This is a genomic window from Pararoseomonas baculiformis (assembly GCF_017813395.1).
GTDB classification, from domain to species: Bacteria; Pseudomonadota; Alphaproteobacteria; order Acetobacterales; family Acetobacteraceae; genus Roseomonas; species Roseomonas baculiformis.
The window spans coordinates 14781-31106 of sequence record NZ_JAGIZB010000006.1 but is presented as its reverse complement, the minus strand read 5'-3'; the positions used below and the strand labels follow the sequence as shown (position 1 = coordinate 31106).

Sequence of the window (16326 nt, the reverse complement as noted above, 5' to 3'; positions counted from 1 at the left end):
CCCAGGCTTCAGGCGAAAGCGATGCCGTAGTGCTCCGGGTTCTCGCTGCGGATCTGTTCCGCGGTGAGGTTCCACATCTCCTCGGAGTTGGCGAGGGCGAGCACGACCGTGCTGCGGGAGGTGCCGGCTTCAAGCCGGGAGAGCCAGACGTCGCGGCTTTGCCCATCGACGGCGCGGTTGAGGGCGTTGAGGTAGAGGTTCTCGACGAAGGCGCCGTTGTCCAGGGCGCCGTAGCGGGCCTGGAAGACATCGGTGCTGGTGAAGACGTTGGCGATGTCGAGTTCGGTGGCGCCGATGGTCATCTGGCCGCGCCAATGGGAAAGGCCGCCGATATCCGGCGCGCGGTCGAAGGCGGCGGTGTAGAGGCGGGCGAGGAAATCCGCCTTTTCGCTGAGTTCCCAGATGCCGGCGGCGAGGGTTTCGGCCGTGGCGTCGCGGCCGAAGCTGGAATCGGCGAGGGCGGTGACGAAGCCGGCGCGGGAGACGGCGCCGGCGTTGAGGTTGGCTGTCCAGCTGGCGTGGTTCGCCGCGTCGGTGCCGTAGCCGAAGAGATTCCGGTGGATCACCTCCACGAAGTCTCCGTTCGACAGGCTGGCGCCGAAGCGGGTGGAGAATTCGGTGCTGGTGACGAGGGCTTCGGCGAGGCTGGTCAGGGTCATGCCGGTCTCGACAGCCCTGGCGGAGCCGCGGAGGCCGAACTGGTCGGGCGAGCGGTCCAGCGCGGCCTCGTAGAGGCGGAGGATGCGGGCGGCCGTGTCCTCGGCATCGAAGACCATGCGGCCATCGGCGTAGAGGGCTGTCTCGACATTCACCCATTCATCCGTGCCGGTGGCGTGCACGCGCCCGGTGGCGATGCCCTCGGCGGAGTAGATGTCGCCGCGGCGGCCCAGGCCGCGCAGGTCCACCACGTCATAGCCGGCGCCGCCATCCATGGCGTTGCTGCCGGTGCCGCCCTGCAGCACGTCGTCGCCGGTATAGCCCATCAGCGTGTCGTCGCCGTCCAGGCCGATCAGCAGGTCGTTTCCGGCCATGCCGGAGAGGAAGTTGTCCAGGGCGTTGCCGGTGATGCGGTCGGAGCCGGTGCCGCCGATCGCGTCCTCGATCTCCGCGCCGAAGGCGATGGCGAGGTTGTAGGTGAGCCCGCCGACATGGCTGAAGGCGCCTTCGCGGAGGTCGATGGACTGGCTCATCGCGTAGCCAGAGAGGTCCAGCGTGTCGCGGCCGCCCGCATCCCAGATGGCAACGACAGGGGCGTGGTTGACGCTGAAGTCGAAGACGGGGCGGCCGGCGGTGCTGTTGAAGCCATAGACCGTGTCGTCCACGCGGGTGGTCATGTCCGCGCCGTACTTGGCCTGGATGGCGGCGATGTCGTGCAGCAGGGGCGTGGAGCCGTAGCGGAGATGGCCGGAGGCATCGCGATGCCAGGTGCCCGATCCGTCCGCATCGGCGTCGAAATAGGACATGACCGTGTATTTGCGGGTGTCCTGCGCGTAGCGCGCATCCAGGGCGTAGTTGATGTCGCGGTTCTCATCCGCGTTGTAGAGCCCGGGATGCGAGAGGCCGAGGGAGTGGCCGATCTCGTGCACGATGGTCTGCAGGCCGTAATACCCGATCTGGAAACCGGGATCGGTGTTGGTGCTCCAATTGGAGGAGAGCCAGATCTGGCTGGGTTTCAGCGGGTAGTCGCCGGGGCCGGTGATCGGCACGGAGGAGGAATCCGTGGCGTAGGTGCCGTCCCCCGATGTGGTGCGGGTGCGGCCCAGGGTGATGGCGGCGGAGCTTTCCGGCAGGCTGTCCGGGTCGGCGCCATCGGGATCGAGCGGGATTTCCACGATGGACGGGGCGATCAGGTCGTCCCAGAGGGCGAAGGCCAGGCGGGCCTGCTGGAGCAGGGTGGGGCTAGGGGGCAGCCAGCCCTCGGCCTCGGTGTCGAGCGGGGTGTAGCGGATGGTGGGGATGGTGAAGGTGATCTCACCATCGGGGGCGGGCTGGTGGAGATGGACGCCGGGATAGCCGAACCAGCCCCACTGGCTCTCAAGCTGCTCGATGACCTGGGCGAGTGTGAAAACCGGCTTGGTCGTGCCAGCTGCTTCCCCCGGGAGGCTCATGCCCGCATTCTCCGCTTGTTATGGCGGGGCGAACGGATAAGGCCGGGCCGGAGGAAGCACAACCGGTGCGTGTGTTTCCGTTAACGACTTCTTCGAAGCGTTGCGTTCCTGCCTCAGGCTGCCTTGGCGCCGCCCGGCCGGGGGACGGAGATGACGAAGAGGCGGTGGTTCGCGATGTCGATGTTCCGGCGGGCCTTCTCGTTCCAGACGCGGTCGGCGGTCTTCACGTCGTGATAGGGGCCGTAGCTCTCCTCGGTGCCCGGCTCGAGGGTGGAGAAGCTCGCGTCGGTGAAGACGCCGCCCCAGATGAAGTGGAGCTGCGGGTAGGAGTTGTCGGGCATGGCCTCGGCTCGGCTGGGGGTGATGCGATGCAGCACATAGTCCCGGGGCGCTGATTCCCCAAGCGGCGGCGCGCTGCCCCGGGCAGTTGGTTCTTATTTTGTTCTTGATGGGGGCGGATTCGGCCTCATATCCATGGCCAGGTCGGAAGGGATGGTCATGGAGCTGCGGGAGAAGCTCGAGATCCTCGCGGATGCGGCGAAGTACGATGCCTCCTGCGCCTCCTCGGGCACGGAGAAGCGGGACAGCCGCGACGGGGGGCTGGGCAGCACGGAGGGCATGGGGATCTGCCATGCCTATGCGCCGGATGGGCGCTGCATTTCGCTGCTGAAGGTGCTGCTGACCAATGCCTGCGTTTTCGACTGCGCCTATTGCATCAACCGGGCGAGTTCGAATGTGCGGCGGGCCCGGTTTTCCGTGCGCGAGATCGTCGGGCTGACGCTGGACTTCTACCGGCGGAACTACATCGAGGGGCTGTTCCTCTCCTCCGGCATCATCCGCTCGCCGGATTATACGATGGAGCAGATCGTGCGCGTGGCGCGGGAGCTGCGGGAGGTGCACGGCTTCAAGGGCTACATCCACCTCAAGACCATTCCCGATGCTTCGCCGGAGTTGCTGGCCGAGGCGGGGCGGCATGCGGACCGGCTTTCGATCAATGTGGAGCTGCCGCGGGCGGAGAGCCTGAAGGCGCTGGCGCCGGAGAAGGATGGGCGCGCGATCCGGGTGGCCATGGCCGGGCTGCGGATGCGGATCGAGGAGGCGCGGGAGGCGCAGGGCGAGGCCGCGCGGGTGAAGGTGGCGATGGGCGGCGGGCGGCGGGCCGTGGCGCCCCGCTTCGCGCCGGCGGGGCAGTCCACCCAGATGATCGTGGGGGCGGATGCTTCCACGGATGCGGTGATCCTGGATACGAGCTCGGCGCTTTACGGGTCGTACCGGCTGAAGCGGGTTTATTTCTCGGCCTATTCGCCGATCCCGGATGCGTCCGCGGTGTTGCCGCCGGTGGCGCCGCCGCTGGTGCGGGAGCACCGGCTCTACCAGGCGGATTGGCTGCTGCGCTTCTACGGCTTCAGCGCGCCGGAGGTGATGGCGGGCGGCGAGGGCGGGATGCTGGACCTGGAGGTGGATCCGAAGCTGGCCTGGGCCCTGAAACATCGCGCGGCCTTCCCGGTGGATGTGAACCGGGCGGAGCGGGAGATGCTGCTGCGCGTGCCGGGGCTGGGGGCGAAGACCGTTGACCGGATCGTCGCGGCGCGGCGGGTGCGCTCCTTCCGGATGGCGGATCTGGCGCGGCTGCGGGTGAACCTGCGGAAGGTGGCGCCCTTCGTCACGGCGGTGGACCACCATCCCCGCGCGGGGCTGCTGGACCGGGCGGATCTGCGGGCGCTGCTGCTGCCGCGCGACGGGCTGGCGGAGCGGGCCGGGGTGGCTGCGGCGGGGATGCTGGCGCGGCCGGTGCAGCTGCCGCTGTTCGGGGGCGCGCATGTTTAGCGTGCCGCTTTCCGCCCCGGATGACTTCGAGGGCTGGCGCGCGGCGGCGCGGGGGCTGGTGATGGCGGGGGTGCGGCCCGCCGATGTGGACTGGCGCGTCGCGGGGGACCCGGTGCCCCTGTTCGGCGGCGGGCCGCCCCCGGCGCCGCCCGAGGGGGCCGAGGCGCCGCGCGTGCCGCGCGACTTCCCCGACCTGGCGCGGCTGGTGGCGATGCACCGGGATGGGGAGCGCTTCGCGCTGCTGCATTCGCTGCTGCACCGGCTGCAGGCCGAGCGCGGGCTGCTGGAGGATGCGGCGGACCCGGAAGTGGCACGGGCCCAGGCCATGGCCCGGGCGGTCCGGCGGGACGCGCACAAGATGCATGCCTTCCTGCGGTTCCGCGAGGTGCGGGTGGAGGATGGCGTGCCCGCCATGCCGCTGCCGCCGCCCCCGCCCGTGAATGTGCCGCGCGATCCTGCCCGGCCGCGCAACGCGCGGAGCGTGGCGTTGGCGCTGCGGGACCTGGGGGTGCTGGAGGAGGAGGAGCCCGGCGCGGCCGGGAAGGAGGCGGTGGCGGCGCCCATGGCGCCTTCCGCGCTGCCGGATTCGCGCTTCGTGGCCTGGTTCGAGCCGGAGCACCACGTCCTGCGCGCGGAGGCGGGGTTCTTCATGCGGCGCTTCGCGAGCCTGCGCTGGTCGATCCTGACGCCCGGGCTTTCGGCGCACTGGGATGGCGGTGCGGTGCGGTTCGGGCCCGGCGCGCGGCGCGCGGACGCGCCGGCCGAGGATGCGGCGGAGGGGCTGTGGCGGGCCTATTTCGCCTCCATCTTCAATCCGGCGCGGCTGAAGCCGGATGCGATGCGGGCGGAGATGCCCAAGAAGTACTGGCGCAACCTGCCGGAGGCGCGGGAAATCCCGCGGTTGATGGCGGAGGCGCCGAAGCGGGTGGCGGAGATGGTGACGCGGGGCGCGACGCCGGCCGCCGAGCGGCGGCAGCGGGCCGTGCACCTCCCGGCGCATCTGCGGGGCGTGCCGGACGTTCAGCCGGTCATGGCTGCCGACCTGCCGACCGAGAATGGCGACTTCGCCGAGGCCCAGGCCGCGCTGCGGCGCGACCTGCTGGCGCGGAATGACCTGCCCCCCTGGGTGGCGCATGCGACCCAGCCGGTGATGGGTGAGGGGCCGCGGCACCCGCTGCTGATGTTCGTGGGCGAGCAGCCCGGGGATGAGGAGGATATCGCCGGGCGGCCTTTCGTCGGGCCCGCGGGGCGGCTCTGGAACAAGGCGCTGGAGGAGGCGGGCGTTCCGCGCGGGGAGGCCTATGTCACCAATGCGGTGAAGCACTTCAAGTTCAAGCCGACGGGCAAGCGGCGCCTGCACCAGTCCCCCGATGCCGGGGACATCACCTTCTACCGGCCCTTCCTGCAGCGCGAGATCGGGATCGTGCAGCCCCGGCTGATCGTGACGCTGGGGGCGACGGCGCTGCGCGCGGTGACCGGGCGCGCGATGCCGGTGACGAAGATGCGGGGTTCCCTGCTGCGGGACCCGGAGGGGCGGCCTTTCTACCCGACCGTTCATCCTTCCTACCTGCTGCGGATCCCGGATCCGGCGGGGAAGGCGCGGGAGTATGACCGCTTCGTCGAGGATCTGGGGCAGGCGGCGGCGACGGCGCGGGGAATGGCGGCGGGGTGAGGGGGCTGCCGGCGGGGCCTCGATGGACCGCCAGCCAGCCCTGCGCGGCAGCCTGGAAGGAAAGGTTGATCGGGGGGCCGGGGGCGGGAGGTCCTTCCCTCCCCCGGGGTGACCCTCAGAGCGTCTCCAGCACGAAGCGCCCGTTGGTATAGACGCAGATATCGCCCGCGATGGTCATCGACCGGCGCGCGATCTCCTCGGCGGTGAGGCCATCGACCGTCATCAGGGCGCGGGCGGCGGCGAGGGCGTAGTTGCCGCCGGAGCCGATGCCGATGACGCCGTCCTCGGGCTCCATCACGTCGCCCTGGCCGGTGATGAGGAGGGAGCGGTCCTTGTCCGCCACGGCGAGCAGGGCTTCGAGGCGGCGGAGATAGCGGTCCGTGCGCCAGTCCTTGGCGAGTTCGACGGCGGCGCGCTCGAGCTGGTCGGGGAAGCGTTCCAGCTTGGCTTCCAGGCGCTCCAGCAGGGTGAAGGCATCCGCCGTGGCGCCGGCGAAGCCGGTGATGACCTTGCCGCCGGCGATGCGGCGCACCTTGCGGGCGTTGTTCTTGACGACGGTCTGGCCCATGGAGACCTGGCCGTCGCCGGCCATGGCGACCTGCCCGTTCTTGCGCACGCAGAGGATGGTGGTGCCGTGCCAGCCCAGGGGGTCGTGGGATGAGGTGGTATTCAGGTTCATGATGGGGGCGATGTGGCGATCCGGTGCGCGTGGCGCAATCCGGCCGGTTTCGTCCTGGCGCATGGCACCCCATCTGCCGCGTCATTGATGCATTCGGGCGGTTGATGAGCGCGGCGGGAATCAGCGCGACGGGGCCGTTCGGCCCGCTGGGTGGCCCGAGGCTGCCCAGGGCCGCGCGGCGCGGGGCGGGGCGGCCTGGGGGCTGGCGTGGGGCCGCGCTGGCGCTTTCGCTCCTGCTGCACCTGGCGCTGGGGTGGTGGCTGCTCTTTGGCGTGGAGCGCCGGGCGGTGGAGGAGCCGCCGGCCGCGCCCTCGGCGATGGATGTGGTGTTCGAGGGCGGGAGCGCGGAGGAGAGCCCGGGGCCGCCGCCGGACTTTGTGCCGGCGCCGGAGGAGCCGCCGGGGCAGGAAGCGCTGCCGGTTCCGCCAGCCCCGGTGCCGCGCCTGGCGGAGCCGCCGCCGGTTCCCGCGCAGCCGGAGTTGCAGGCGCAGCCTGTGCCGGCGCCGCCCTTGCCTGCCCCGCCCCTGCCTGCCCCGCCGGTTCCGCCGCCGGTGGCGCAGGCCCCGGTGCCGGTTCCGCCGCCGCCCGCGCCCCTGCCGCCGGTACCCCCGGTCGCGCAGGCGCTGCCGCCCGTGCCGCTGCCGGCGCAGCCCTTGCCTTCCGACATGGCCCTGCCGCCACCCCCGCCCGCGGCGGAGGCACCGCGCCGGACGGAGATGGCAGCGCTTCCCATGCCTCCGCCGCCCATGCCCGAGCCACCGGCCGCGCCGCCCGAGGCCGCGGCCGCGCGGCCAGCGCCGACCCCGCGGCAGCAGCAGGCGCAGGCGCGGCCTCGGCCCGCGCCTTCCAACCCCTTCGCCGGGGCGCTGGATCTGAGCCAGGGCGGGCCGATCTCCCTGGGGCGGCCGGCGCCGCCGGCTTCGGATCGTGCGGCGCGGCGGAACCAGGATTCCGGCACCGCCACGGGCCGGGCCGAGCGTGGCACGCCGAGCCCGGAGATGCGGTTCAAGGGCGCCGATCCCGGGGCGTCGTGGTGGGCTTCCGTGGTGGGGTTCGCGAACAGCCGCAAATACTATCCGCGGCAGGCCGCGATGATGGGGGAGGACGGTTCGACCACCGTGCGCTTCATCGTCCATCGCGATGGGCGGGTGACGGACCTCCAGGTGATCCGGCGGTCCGGTTCCTATCTTCTGGACGCGGCCTGGCTGGGCGTGTTCCGCGGGGCCACGCTTCCGCCCTTCCCGCCGGGAACGCAGGGGGACAGCACGGAGGTTGAGTTCACCCTCAACTACGTCCTGCGCGGCTACTAGGCGCCGGCGCAGGTTACAATCGGGCCGGGTTTAACACCCTTGGTTCCACCCCGGCCCGGCGCGGTCTAAAGGACCGGCATGGATGCCTTTGCCCGCCGCGCCGAGATCAGCCGCGAAACCTCCGAGACCCGGATCCATCTGAGCCTCAACCTGGATGGGACCGGGCGGGCGGAGATCGCGACCGGGATCGGCTTCCTGGACCATATGCTGACCGCGCTGGCGCGGCATTCGATGGTCGATCTCTCGGTGAAGGCCGCGGGCGACCTGCATATCGACTTCCACCACACCACCGAGGATGTGGGGATCGTGCTCGGTCAGGCGATCCGCCGGGCCCTGGCCGAGAAGCGCGGCATCCGCCGCTATGGCCAGGCGCTGGTTCCGATGGACGAAGCGCTGGCCGAATGCGCCATTGATATTTCGGGCCGGCCTTTCCTTGTGTGGTCCGCCAGCTTCCCGCGCGACAAGGTGGGGGAGATGGACACGGAGCTGTTCGAGGAGTTCTTCCGGGCCGTGGCCATGAATTCCGCGATGACGGTGCATCTGACGCAACGGGCCGGGACGAATGCGCACCATATCGCCGAGGGGCTGTTCAAGGCCTTCGCGCGGGCGCTGCGCATGGCCGTGGAGGCTGACCCACGGGCGGAGGGGACGATCCCCTCCACCAAGGGAATGCTGGAGGCGTGATGCGGATCTTCACCGTTCACGCCCGGACGGGGGAGAAGCCGCGCACGCGGCTGGTGCCTGAGGCCTTCTCCTTCTGGGCCTTCCTGTTCGGGCCGTTCTGGCTGCTGTGGCGCGGGTTGTGGCTGGCGCTGCTGGGATATGGGGTGCTGGCCGTGGCGATCGCCTTCCTGCCCGATCCGTGGGAGGGATGGGCGGGGCTGGCCTTGCACCTGCTGCTGGGGTTCCACGCCTATGACCTGGAGCGCTGGACGCTGCGGCGGCGGGGCTATGCGGAGCATGGGGTCGTCGCGGCCCCGGACGAGGACATGGCGGTGTTCCGCCTGGTGCGGGCGCGCCCGGAGCTGGCGCGCGGGGTGATGGCATGAGGCTGGCGGTTGTCGATCCGGGTTCGGGGAACCTGGCTTCCGTGCGGCGCGCCTTTCAGCGCGCGGCGCAGGAGGAGGGCATGGACCTCGCCATCTCCGTGACCACGCAGGCGGAGGAGGTGCTGGCGGCGGACCGGGTGGTGCTGCCGGGGCAGGGGGCCTTCGCGGCTTGCGCGCGCGGGCTGGCCGCGCTGCCCGGGATGGAGGAGGCGCTGCGGGAGGTGGCGATCCGGCGCGGGCGGCCTTTCCTGGGCATCTGCGTGGGCATGCAGATGATGGCCGAGCGCGGGCTGGAGCACGGGGTGACCCCGGGCCTGGGCTGGATCCGCGGCGAGATCGCGCCGATGGACCCGCGCGGCGGGGCGGGCGAGCCGCTGCCGCTGCCGCAGATGGGCTGGAACGCGCTGGAGGCCCATGGGGCGCATCCGCTGCTGGATGGGCTGGCGGGGGATGCGCATGCCTATTTCGTGCATTCCTATGCGCTTCGCGGCGGGCTGCGGGAGGAGCTGCTGGCCAGCACCGGCTATGGCGGCGAGGTGGCTGCCGTCGTGGGGCGGGACAATCTGGCCGGCACGCAGTTCCATGCCGAGAAGTCCGGCCCGGTGGGGCTTCGCATCCTTCGGAACTTCCTGCGCTGGGCGCCCGGTTAGCATGATGAGCCAGGTGGCGCATGAATTGTCGGTGGAGCGGGTGGTCGCGCTGTCCGACGCTGATTTGGAAGACCTGTGCGAGGCAACCGATGCCGCCATCATAGAGGGTGGCGGATTCGGCTGGGTGGCGCCCCAGGGGCGGATGGCGCTGGCGCGGCATTTCCGCGGCGTGTTGCTGGTGCCGGAGCGCGAGTTGTTCGTCGCGCGGCTGGACGGGCATTTGGTGGGATCGGCGCAGCTGGTCCGCCCGGCGCGGAACAATGAGGCGCTGGCCTGGGCCGCGCAGCTGACCCATGCCTATATCGCCCCCTATGCGCGCGGCTACGGGCTGGCGCGCATGATGGTGAACCGGGTGGAGGAGCGGGCGGCGGCGCTGGGGCACCGGGTGCTGAACCTGGATGTGCGCGAGACGCAGAGGACCGCGATCGAGCTCTTCGAGCGGTTGGGCTACATCCGCTGGGGCACGCACCCCGCCTATGCCCGGGTGGAAGGGCGGACGGTGGCCGGGCATCACTACTACAAGACGCTGGAGCCGGTGCGGGGACGCCCGACCGAGGCGCTGTTCCCGCAGGACCCATGATGGACTTCATCCCCTATCCCGCCATCGACCTGAAGGGCGGGCAGGTCGTGCGCCTGAAGCGCGGCGACATGGCGCAGGCCACTGTCTATGGCGACCCCGCCACCCAGGCCCGGGCCTTCGACCAGGCGGGCTTCCCCTGGCTGCATGTGGTGGACCTGGACGGGGCCTTCGCGGGCAAGCCGGCCAATGCCGAGGCGGTGCGGGCCATTCTTTCCGCCACCACCCGGCCGGTGCAGCTGGGCGGCGGCATCCGCGACATGGCGACGGTGGAGGCTTGGCTGGGGGCGGGGATCGCGCGGGTGATCCTGGGATCCGCCGCCGCCAAGAACCCGGATTTCGCGCGCGAGGCCTGCCGGGCCTTCCCGGGCAAGGTGGCGATCGGGATCGATGCGCGGGACGGGTTCGTGGCGACCGAGGGCTGGGCCGAGACGGGCACGCTGACGGCGCTGGACCTGGGGCTGATGCTGGAGGATGCGGGGGCTGCCGCCATCATCCACACCGATATCGACCGGGACGGGATGCTGGGCGGGGTGAACGTGGCAGCGACCGCGGCGCTGGCGCAGCGGCTCTCCACCCCCGTGATCGCGAGCGGCGGCGTGGCGGGGCGGGCGGATCTGGAAGCCCTGCGGGCCACGGGGCGAATCGCGGGCGTGATCATCGGGCGCGCGCTTTATGACGGGCGGCTGACGGCGGAAGAGGCGCTGGGGGCGGGCTGAACTTTACTGGCGCCTCTGTGGCCTCCGGGGAGAGGAAGAAGGAATTCTTCCTCTCCCCGGACCCCTCACCATCATCTTCTTCTATCAGTGGAGAGGTTCGGCTGGTGGTGCGCCTCCGGTCCATGACCGGAGGCGACTGCAAGGGCAGGAGCAGGGGTAGAGACCCCGTGTTGCACCGTATCCGCGGCAGCCAGACGGGGTTCCAAGGGCCTCAGGCCCTTGGCGAGCGAGGTCCGGAGAGGGCAGAGCCCTCTCCGGGAAGCGGCAAGTCCTGGCTTGGCAGGTGTTACCCGGCCACGAGTTCCGAGAGGCACCGGGCTTCGGTGCGGGATTCCGTGCCGGAGGCGCGGGCGGCGGCCCAGGCGACGCGGGGAGTGCTGGCTTCCCGGTAGAGGACGAGGTCCAGGGCGCAATGGGTGCCCTGGTAGAGCCAGATTTCCGCATTGCCTTCCGGGCGGCGGCGCGTGGGCTGTCCGAGGGTGGCCAGGACGGAGTCGGGGGTTTTTCCCACCAGGGCTGCGACGCTGCCCGGCGCGGCCTGGCGCGGGGCGATGTTGCCCGTGGCGACGCGCCGGAGGCCGGGGGGCGTGGGGGCTGAGGGAGGCGGGCTTACGCCGGCGATGCTGGCGCGATGGCTTTCCAGCACCTCTTCCAGCACGCGGCTGGCGGCGCTGTCAGGGCCGGCCGGGGCGCATGAGGCGAGGGCGGCGGGCAGGCAGGAGGCGAGCAGGCAGGCGCGCAGGACGGCGCCGGGCGACGCGGGCTTGGCCGGTCCCATGGCTCGGGGGTTTTTCTTGGCTGGAGTGGTGGCCGGGTGGGCGCGCGGGGAAGGCGGCGTGGGGCCGCCTTCCCCGCGCGCCCGGCTTGGCTCAGTAGCGCTCGGGCGCCAGGTTGGGCGCCGCGTATTGCGGGGCCATGGCCGGCTGCGGGGCGGCGGGGGCGCCCATGGGGGCGGAGGCCTGGCCTTCGGTCAGCATTTCCATGCGGCCGGAGAGCTGGCCGCCCTCCTCGACCGAGAGCTTGCGGGTGCGGGCGACGCCCAGCACGCGGCCCGTGGCGCGGATGGTGAGGGAGTTGCGGGCGGTGAGGGTGCCGTCGAACACGCCGGCGATCTCGGCGTCGTCCACCTGGACCTCGCCCTTGAAGACGCCGGAATGGGTGATCTGCAGTTCCTGCGCCTGGATCATCTGGCTCTCGACCGTGCCGTCCACCACCAGGCGCTCGGCGTCGGTGACGGTGCCCTGGAGGGAGATGCCCTTGCCGACCACGAGCGTGCGGCGCTCCGCCGGGGCGGGGCGGCCGGTGGGGCGGGGCGGCATGGTCACGCCCGGGGCGGTGGCGCCCTGGGGCGCGGTGGGCTTGGGCGGCAGGCTCATGGCAGGGTCCTTGGGTGCTTGGCCCGGAGTGGGACGGAAGGGGGGCACGGCCAGGTCAGGGTCGCGCGAGACCGGCACGGTCGCGGGCTCGGCCTCGGTGGGCCCTGTTTCGGCGGGCCGGCGGCGGAAGACGGACATGGCAGTTCCCCCTGCGCGATGCGATCATGGGTGGCGCGGCCGCCGGACGGTCACGTTGACCGGCGCGGGCATTGGCCTGGGCGCGGTGGGATCCCCTCCCCGCTTCGCGCTCGCCGAGTTCCGGCTATCACGGGCAGGAGACGGGGCACAACACGCCGTTCGCGACTCGTCGTTGATAAATCCGCCAGCGGTCCGCTTTATCGCGGCGCGGCGCGTGGTATGGCGGCGGCGACGGGGACGCCGGCCGGGTTGGCCGTGCCGCCCTGGGCAGGACCGGGAATGGCCCGGGGCAGGGGAGACGGGCATGGCGGAGCGGCGGGCGCTGGACATCCTGGGCATCGGCAACGCCATTGTGGATGTGGTGGCTTCCGCCACCGAGGCGATGCTCCGGGAATGGGGCATGGCCAAGGGCGGCATGATGCTGATCGACACGGCGCGGGCCGAGGCGATCCATGTGGCGGTGGGCCAGGGCGTGCAGACCGGCGGCGGCTCGGCGGCCAATACCTGCGCGGCGGCGGCCATGCTGGGGGCGAAGGTGGGCTATCTGGGCAAGGTGGCGGATGACGCGCCGGGCCGGGCCTTCGCCGAGGACCTGAAGGGGCTGGGCATCCATTTTCCGACCGCGCCGCTGAAGGGGGGCGACCCGACGGCGCGCTGCCTGATCCTGGTGACGCCGGACGGGCAGCGGACGATGAACACCTATCTCGGCGCCTGCGTGACCTTCGGCGAGGCGGATCTGGACCAGGAGGCGGTGGAATCCGCGGCGGTGACCTATCTGGAGGGGTATCTGTTCGACCCGCCGGCGGCCCAGGCGGCTTTCCGGCGCGCGGCGGCCCTGGCCCATGGGGCCGGGCGGCAGGTGGCGATCACGCTTTCGGACAGCTTCTGCGTGGGGCGGCACCGCGAGGCGTTCCGCGACTTCATCGTGCGGGACGCGGACATCGTCTTCGCCAATGAGGACGAGGCGCTTTCGCTGTTCGAGGTGGGGGACGTGGAGCTGGCGACCCAGGCCTTCCAGGCGACCGGCCGGCTGGTGGCGCTGACGCGGAGCGAGAAGGGCAGCCGGATCATCGCGCCCACGGGCGAGGTGATCGAGGTGCCGGCGGTGCCGACGACGCTGATCGACAGCACCGGGGCGGGCGATGCCTATGCGGCCGGTTTCCTGGCGGGCCATGCGCGGGGCCTGCCGCTGGCCGAGTGCGGGCGCTGGGGCAGCGTGGCGGCGAGCGAGGTGATTTCCCATTTCGGCGCGCGGCCCCAGGCGGACCTGCGGCGCCTGGTCGGCGCCTGACGGAGGGCGCGGGCGGCGGTTGCGGGGGCCAGGGTTCGAATCGGGGGAGCGATCCGCGCCCTGGGGCGGCCCCCCCGGGCGGCCGCATTGAGCGACCCCAACCCGCGCGCCCCCCGGAGCGTTCGGGATCCGATGAAGGAGACCCCGATGAACGCGAAGATGCTGGCCGCCACCCTGGCGGCCGTTCTGGTGGCCGGCCCGGCGCTGGCCCAGGGCCAGGCCCCCATGCAGCCCGGCGATCCGGCGCTGCGCGAGATGGAGCGTGCCCGCGCCAATCCCGGCGGGACCCCCTGGGTGCCGGCGCAGGACCGCAATGCGGCCGAGGCGGATTATGAGGGTGTGGAGAATGCCCGCGGGCTGCTGGCCGAGGCGCGGGCGGCACTGACCCGCCGCCGCATGGGCTTCGCGATCGAGGCGCTGGAGCGGGCCGAGACGCGGTTGCTGACCAATTCCGTGGTGGCGAGCGAGGCGGGCCGGCCGCAGAGCAGCGCGGCGCTGAGCCAGATTTCCACGGCGCGGCGCCTGGCGGCGCAGGGGGATGCGCGTTCGGCGCTGAACGCGCTGGACCGGGCCGAGGCGGCGCTGCCCGCCACGCCCACGGGCCCCGGCGCGCGGCCGCTGCCCCCGGGCGTGCCGACGGCGGTGGATGCGCCGGCCCGCGGGCCACGGCCGCGCCAGGGCGCCCGGCCGGCCGTGCCGCCCGCCCCGCCGATGGGCTACCCGGCCCAGACAATGCCGCGCGGGTGATTTGAAGGGGGCGAGGCCCGCTTCCCCCGCATGGGCGGGTGGCGCCCGGGCATCGCGTAAACCCTCGCAATCCCCGGTGCGGCACGCTATCTGTGCGCCGCAACACGCCGAACCGCCGAAGAACCGATCCTATCGCTGGCCCCGCCGCCCGAAGCGCGCGGGGCCTTCCATATGGTCGGATTGGTCAGGTCTTCGGGCGGAGGCCGCTTTTCCGGTGGGAAGGCGAAACGGGCGCGGTGGACTCCCTGGCATTGATCCCTGGGGCCGGCATCGCGCGAAGCGCCGGGGCGACCCGGCGCGAGGTATAGGAACATCGCGCGGTGACACAGAACATCCGCAACGTGGCGATCATCGCCCATGTCGACCACGGCAAGACGACGCTGGTGGACAATCTTCTCAAGCAGGCGGGCGCCTTCCGCGCCAACCAGCAGGTTGCCGAGCGGGCCATGGACCGCAACGACCTGGAGCGCGAGCGCGGCATCACCATTCTCGCCAAGTCGACGGCGGTGGAGTGGAAGGGCACGAAGATCAACATCGTGGACACGCCGGGCCACGCCGATTTCGGCGGCGAGGTCGAGCGCATCCTGTCCATGGTGGATGGCGCCATCGTGCTCTGCGACGCGGCCGAGGGGCCGCTGCCGCAGACCAAGTTCGTGCTGACCAAGGCGCTGGCCCGCGGGCTGAAGCCGATCGTGGTCATCAACAAGGTGGACCGCCAGGACGCCCGCGCGGACGAGGTGCTGAACGAGGTGTTCGACCTCTTCGCCGCGCTCGGCGCGACGGATGAGCAGCTGGACTTCCACACCATGTTCGCCTCCGGCCGCCAGGGCTGGGCCGACATGTCGATGGACGGGCCCCGCAAGGACCTGTCGCCGATGTTCGACCTGATCCTGAGCCACGTGCCGGCGCCGAAGGTGGACGTGGACGCCCCCTTCGCCATGAACGCCTCCATCCTCGAGGCCGACCCCTTCCTCGGCCGCATCCTCACGGGCCGCGTGGAGCAGGGCGTCGCCCGGGTGAACATGCCCGTGCGCGTGCTGCGCCAGGACGGCACGGTGGTTGAGAGCGGGCGCCTGACGAAGCTGATGACCTTCTCCGGCCTGGACCGCGTGCCGGTGGACGAGGTGCATGCGGGCGACATTATCGCCATTGCCGGGCTTTCCGACGCGACGATCCCGGACACCATCGCCTCCCCCGAGGTGACGGAGCCGCTGCCAGCCATTCCGGTGGATCCGCCGACGCTGACCATGACCTTCCGCATCAATGACGGCCCGCTGGGTGGCCGCGAGGGCAAGAAGGTCACCAGCCGCCAGATCCGCGACCGGCTGTTCAAGGAGATCGAGGGCAACGTCGCCATCAAGGTGAAGGTGTCCGAGGAAGTGGACGCCTTCGAGGTGGCGGGCCGCGGCGAACTCCAGCTTGGCGTGCTCATCGAGACGATGCGTCGCGAGGGCTTCGAGCTGACCATCGGCCGCCCGCGCGTGCTGACGCAGGTGAACCCGGAGACCGGCGAGAAGGAGGAGCCCTTCGAGGAGGTTCTCGTCGATGTGGACGAGGGCTACTCGGGCGTGGTCGTCGAGAAGCTGTCGCTCCGTAAGGGCATGATGCAGGACATGCGTCCCTCGGGCGGTGGCAAGGTCCGGCTGACCTTCCACATCCCGTCGCGCGGCCTGATCGGCTACCACGGCGAGTTCATGACGGACACGCGCGGCACGGGCATGATGAACCGCCTGTTCATCGGCTATCAGCCCTGGGCCGGGCCGATCGAGGGGCGGATCAAGGGCAGCCTGATCTCCAACTCGGACGGCGAGGCGGTGCAGTACTCCCTGTTCGCGCTGCAGGAGCGCGGCGCGCTCTTCGTCGATCCGGGCGTGAAGGTCTATGTCGGCATGATCCTCGGCGAGCATTCGCGCGAGAATGATCTCGACGTGAACCCGATCAAGGAGAAGAAGCTCACCAACATCCGTGCCGCTGGCAAGGACGAGGCGCTTCTGCTGGTGCCGCCCCGCCGCATGAGCCTTGAGCAGGCGATCGCCTATATCGAGGAGGATGAGCTGGTGGAGGTGACGCCTTCGGCGATCCGGCTCCGCAAGCGCTACCTGGATCCGCATGAGCGCAAGAAGCACGCCCGCCGCTCGGAGAGCGAGGCGGCGTGAGGACGAGGCCCGGGGAGAGATCCCCGG

At 71.4% G+C, this 16326-nt stretch carries 16 protein-coding genes; 11 read left to right on the top strand and 5 right to left on the bottom strand.

Features of this window, described 5'->3' with window-relative positions:
• Window positions 1–8: 8 nt before the first annotated feature.
• Both J8J14_RS07485 and J8J14_RS07480 read right to left on the bottom strand, forming a co-directional pair.
• Window positions 9–2108, bottom strand: coding sequence for a DUF4214 domain-containing protein (locus J8J14_RS07485; RefSeq protein ID WP_209378856.1), 2100 nt, complete (start codon window positions 2106–2108; stop codon window positions 9–11).
• Between the two features lie 113 nt (window positions 2109–2221).
• On the bottom strand, window positions 2222–2449 hold the full coding sequence (locus J8J14_RS07480; protein ID WP_209378855.1) for a DUF4170 domain-containing protein: 228 nt from the start codon (window positions 2447–2449) through the stop codon (window positions 2222–2224).
• 151 nt (window positions 2450–2600) lie between these two features.
• Between J8J14_RS07480 and J8J14_RS07475 the strand changes: the two genes are divergently transcribed.
• Window positions 2601–3935, top strand: coding sequence for a putative DNA modification/repair radical SAM protein (locus J8J14_RS07475; RefSeq protein ID WP_209379072.1), 1335 nt, complete (start codon window positions 2601–2603; stop codon window positions 3933–3935).
• On the top strand, window positions 3928–5607 hold the full coding sequence (locus J8J14_RS07465; RefSeq protein WP_245215539.1) for a UdgX family uracil-DNA binding protein: 1680 nt from the start codon (window positions 3928–3930) through the stop codon (window positions 5605–5607). Before J8J14_RS07475 ends, J8J14_RS07465 begins: the two co-directional genes overlap by 8 nt.
• A gap of 115 nt (window positions 5608–5722) precedes the next feature.
• On the opposite strand, the gene hslV is transcribed toward J8J14_RS07465, so the two are convergent.
• Window positions 5723–6286: an ATP-dependent protease subunit HslV gene (gene hslV / locus J8J14_RS07460; protein WP_209378854.1), complete on the bottom strand. Its 564-nt coding sequence runs from the start codon at window positions 6284–6286 to the stop codon at window positions 5723–5725.
• A gap of 104 nt (window positions 6287–6390) precedes the next feature.
• Here hslV and J8J14_RS25395 point away from each other — a divergent pair, with 104 nt between their 5' ends.
• The 6 genes from J8J14_RS25395 (at window position 6391) to hisA (ending at window position 10591) form a co-directional block, all read left to right on the top strand.
• Entirely contained in the window at window positions 6391–7596 is a 1206-nt protein-coding gene (locus J8J14_RS25395; protein ID WP_209378853.1) for an energy transducer TonB, read from the top strand.
• Window positions 7597–7674: 78 nt separating this feature from the next.
• The gene (hisB, locus tag J8J14_RS07450) at window positions 7675–8280 is read left to right on the top strand and encodes an imidazoleglycerol-phosphate dehydratase HisB (protein ID WP_209378852.1); all 606 of its coding nucleotides are present in this window, start codon (window positions 7675–7677) and stop codon (window positions 8278–8280) included.
• Window positions 8280–8645, top strand: a complete 366-nt coding sequence (locus J8J14_RS07445; protein ID WP_209378851.1) for a DUF2628 domain-containing protein — start codon at window positions 8280–8282, stop codon at window positions 8643–8645. The genes hisB and J8J14_RS07445 overlap by 1 nt, the downstream gene beginning before the upstream one ends.
• Window positions 8642–9295 (top strand): imidazole glycerol phosphate synthase subunit HisH, encoded by a 654-nt coding sequence (hisH, locus tag J8J14_RS07440; RefSeq protein WP_209378850.1) that lies wholly within the window; start codon window positions 8642–8644, stop codon window positions 9293–9295. Before J8J14_RS07445 ends, hisH begins: the two co-directional genes overlap by 4 nt.
• Before the next feature lies 1 nt (window position 9296).
• Window positions 9297–9875 carry an N-acetyltransferase family protein gene (locus tag J8J14_RS07435; protein WP_456307508.1) on the top strand — a complete coding sequence of 193 codons (579 nt, stop codon included), beginning with the start codon at window positions 9297–9299 and terminating at the stop codon, window positions 9873–9875.
• The gene (hisA, locus tag J8J14_RS07430) at window positions 9875–10591 is read left to right on the top strand and encodes a 1-(5-phosphoribosyl)-5-[(5-phosphoribosylamino)methylideneamino]imidazole-4-carboxamide isomerase (RefSeq protein ID WP_209379069.1); all 717 of its coding nucleotides are present in this window, start codon (window positions 9875–9877) and stop codon (window positions 10589–10591) included. The genes J8J14_RS07435 and hisA overlap by 1 nt, the downstream gene beginning before the upstream one ends.
• A 286-nt stretch (window positions 10592–10877) precedes the next feature.
• Here the strand turns inward: hisA and J8J14_RS07425 are convergent, their stop codons facing one another.
• Window positions 10878–11369 carry a hypothetical protein gene (locus tag J8J14_RS07425; RefSeq protein ID WP_209378849.1) on the bottom strand — a complete coding sequence of 164 codons (492 nt, stop codon included), beginning with the start codon at window positions 11367–11369 and terminating at the stop codon, window positions 10878–10880.
• A 91-nt stretch (window positions 11370–11460) separates the two neighbouring features.
• On the bottom strand, window positions 11461–12021 hold the full coding sequence (locus tag J8J14_RS07420) for a bactofilin family protein (protein ID WP_408895706.1): 561 nt from the start codon (window positions 12019–12021) through the stop codon (window positions 11461–11463).
• Window positions 12022–12409: 388 nt separating this feature from the next.
• On the opposite strand from J8J14_RS07420, the gene J8J14_RS07415 reads away from it, so the two are divergent.
• The 3 genes from J8J14_RS07415 to typA all read left to right on the top strand — a co-directional run bounded on the left by J8J14_RS07415 (window position 12410) and on the right by typA (window position 16299).
• Window positions 12410–13396, top strand: a complete 987-nt coding sequence (locus tag J8J14_RS07415; protein WP_209378848.1) for an adenosine kinase — start codon at window positions 12410–12412, stop codon at window positions 13394–13396.
• A 147-nt stretch (window positions 13397–13543) separates the two neighbouring features.
• Window positions 13544–14143, top strand: coding sequence for a hypothetical protein (locus J8J14_RS07410; RefSeq protein WP_209378847.1), 600 nt, complete (start codon window positions 13544–13546; stop codon window positions 14141–14143).
• A gap of 320 nt (window positions 14144–14463) precedes the next feature.
• On the top strand, window positions 14464–16299 hold the full coding sequence (gene typA / locus J8J14_RS07405; protein WP_209378846.1) for a translational GTPase TypA: 1836 nt from the start codon (window positions 14464–14466) through the stop codon (window positions 16297–16299).
• Window positions 16300–16326 lie beyond the last annotated feature (27 nt).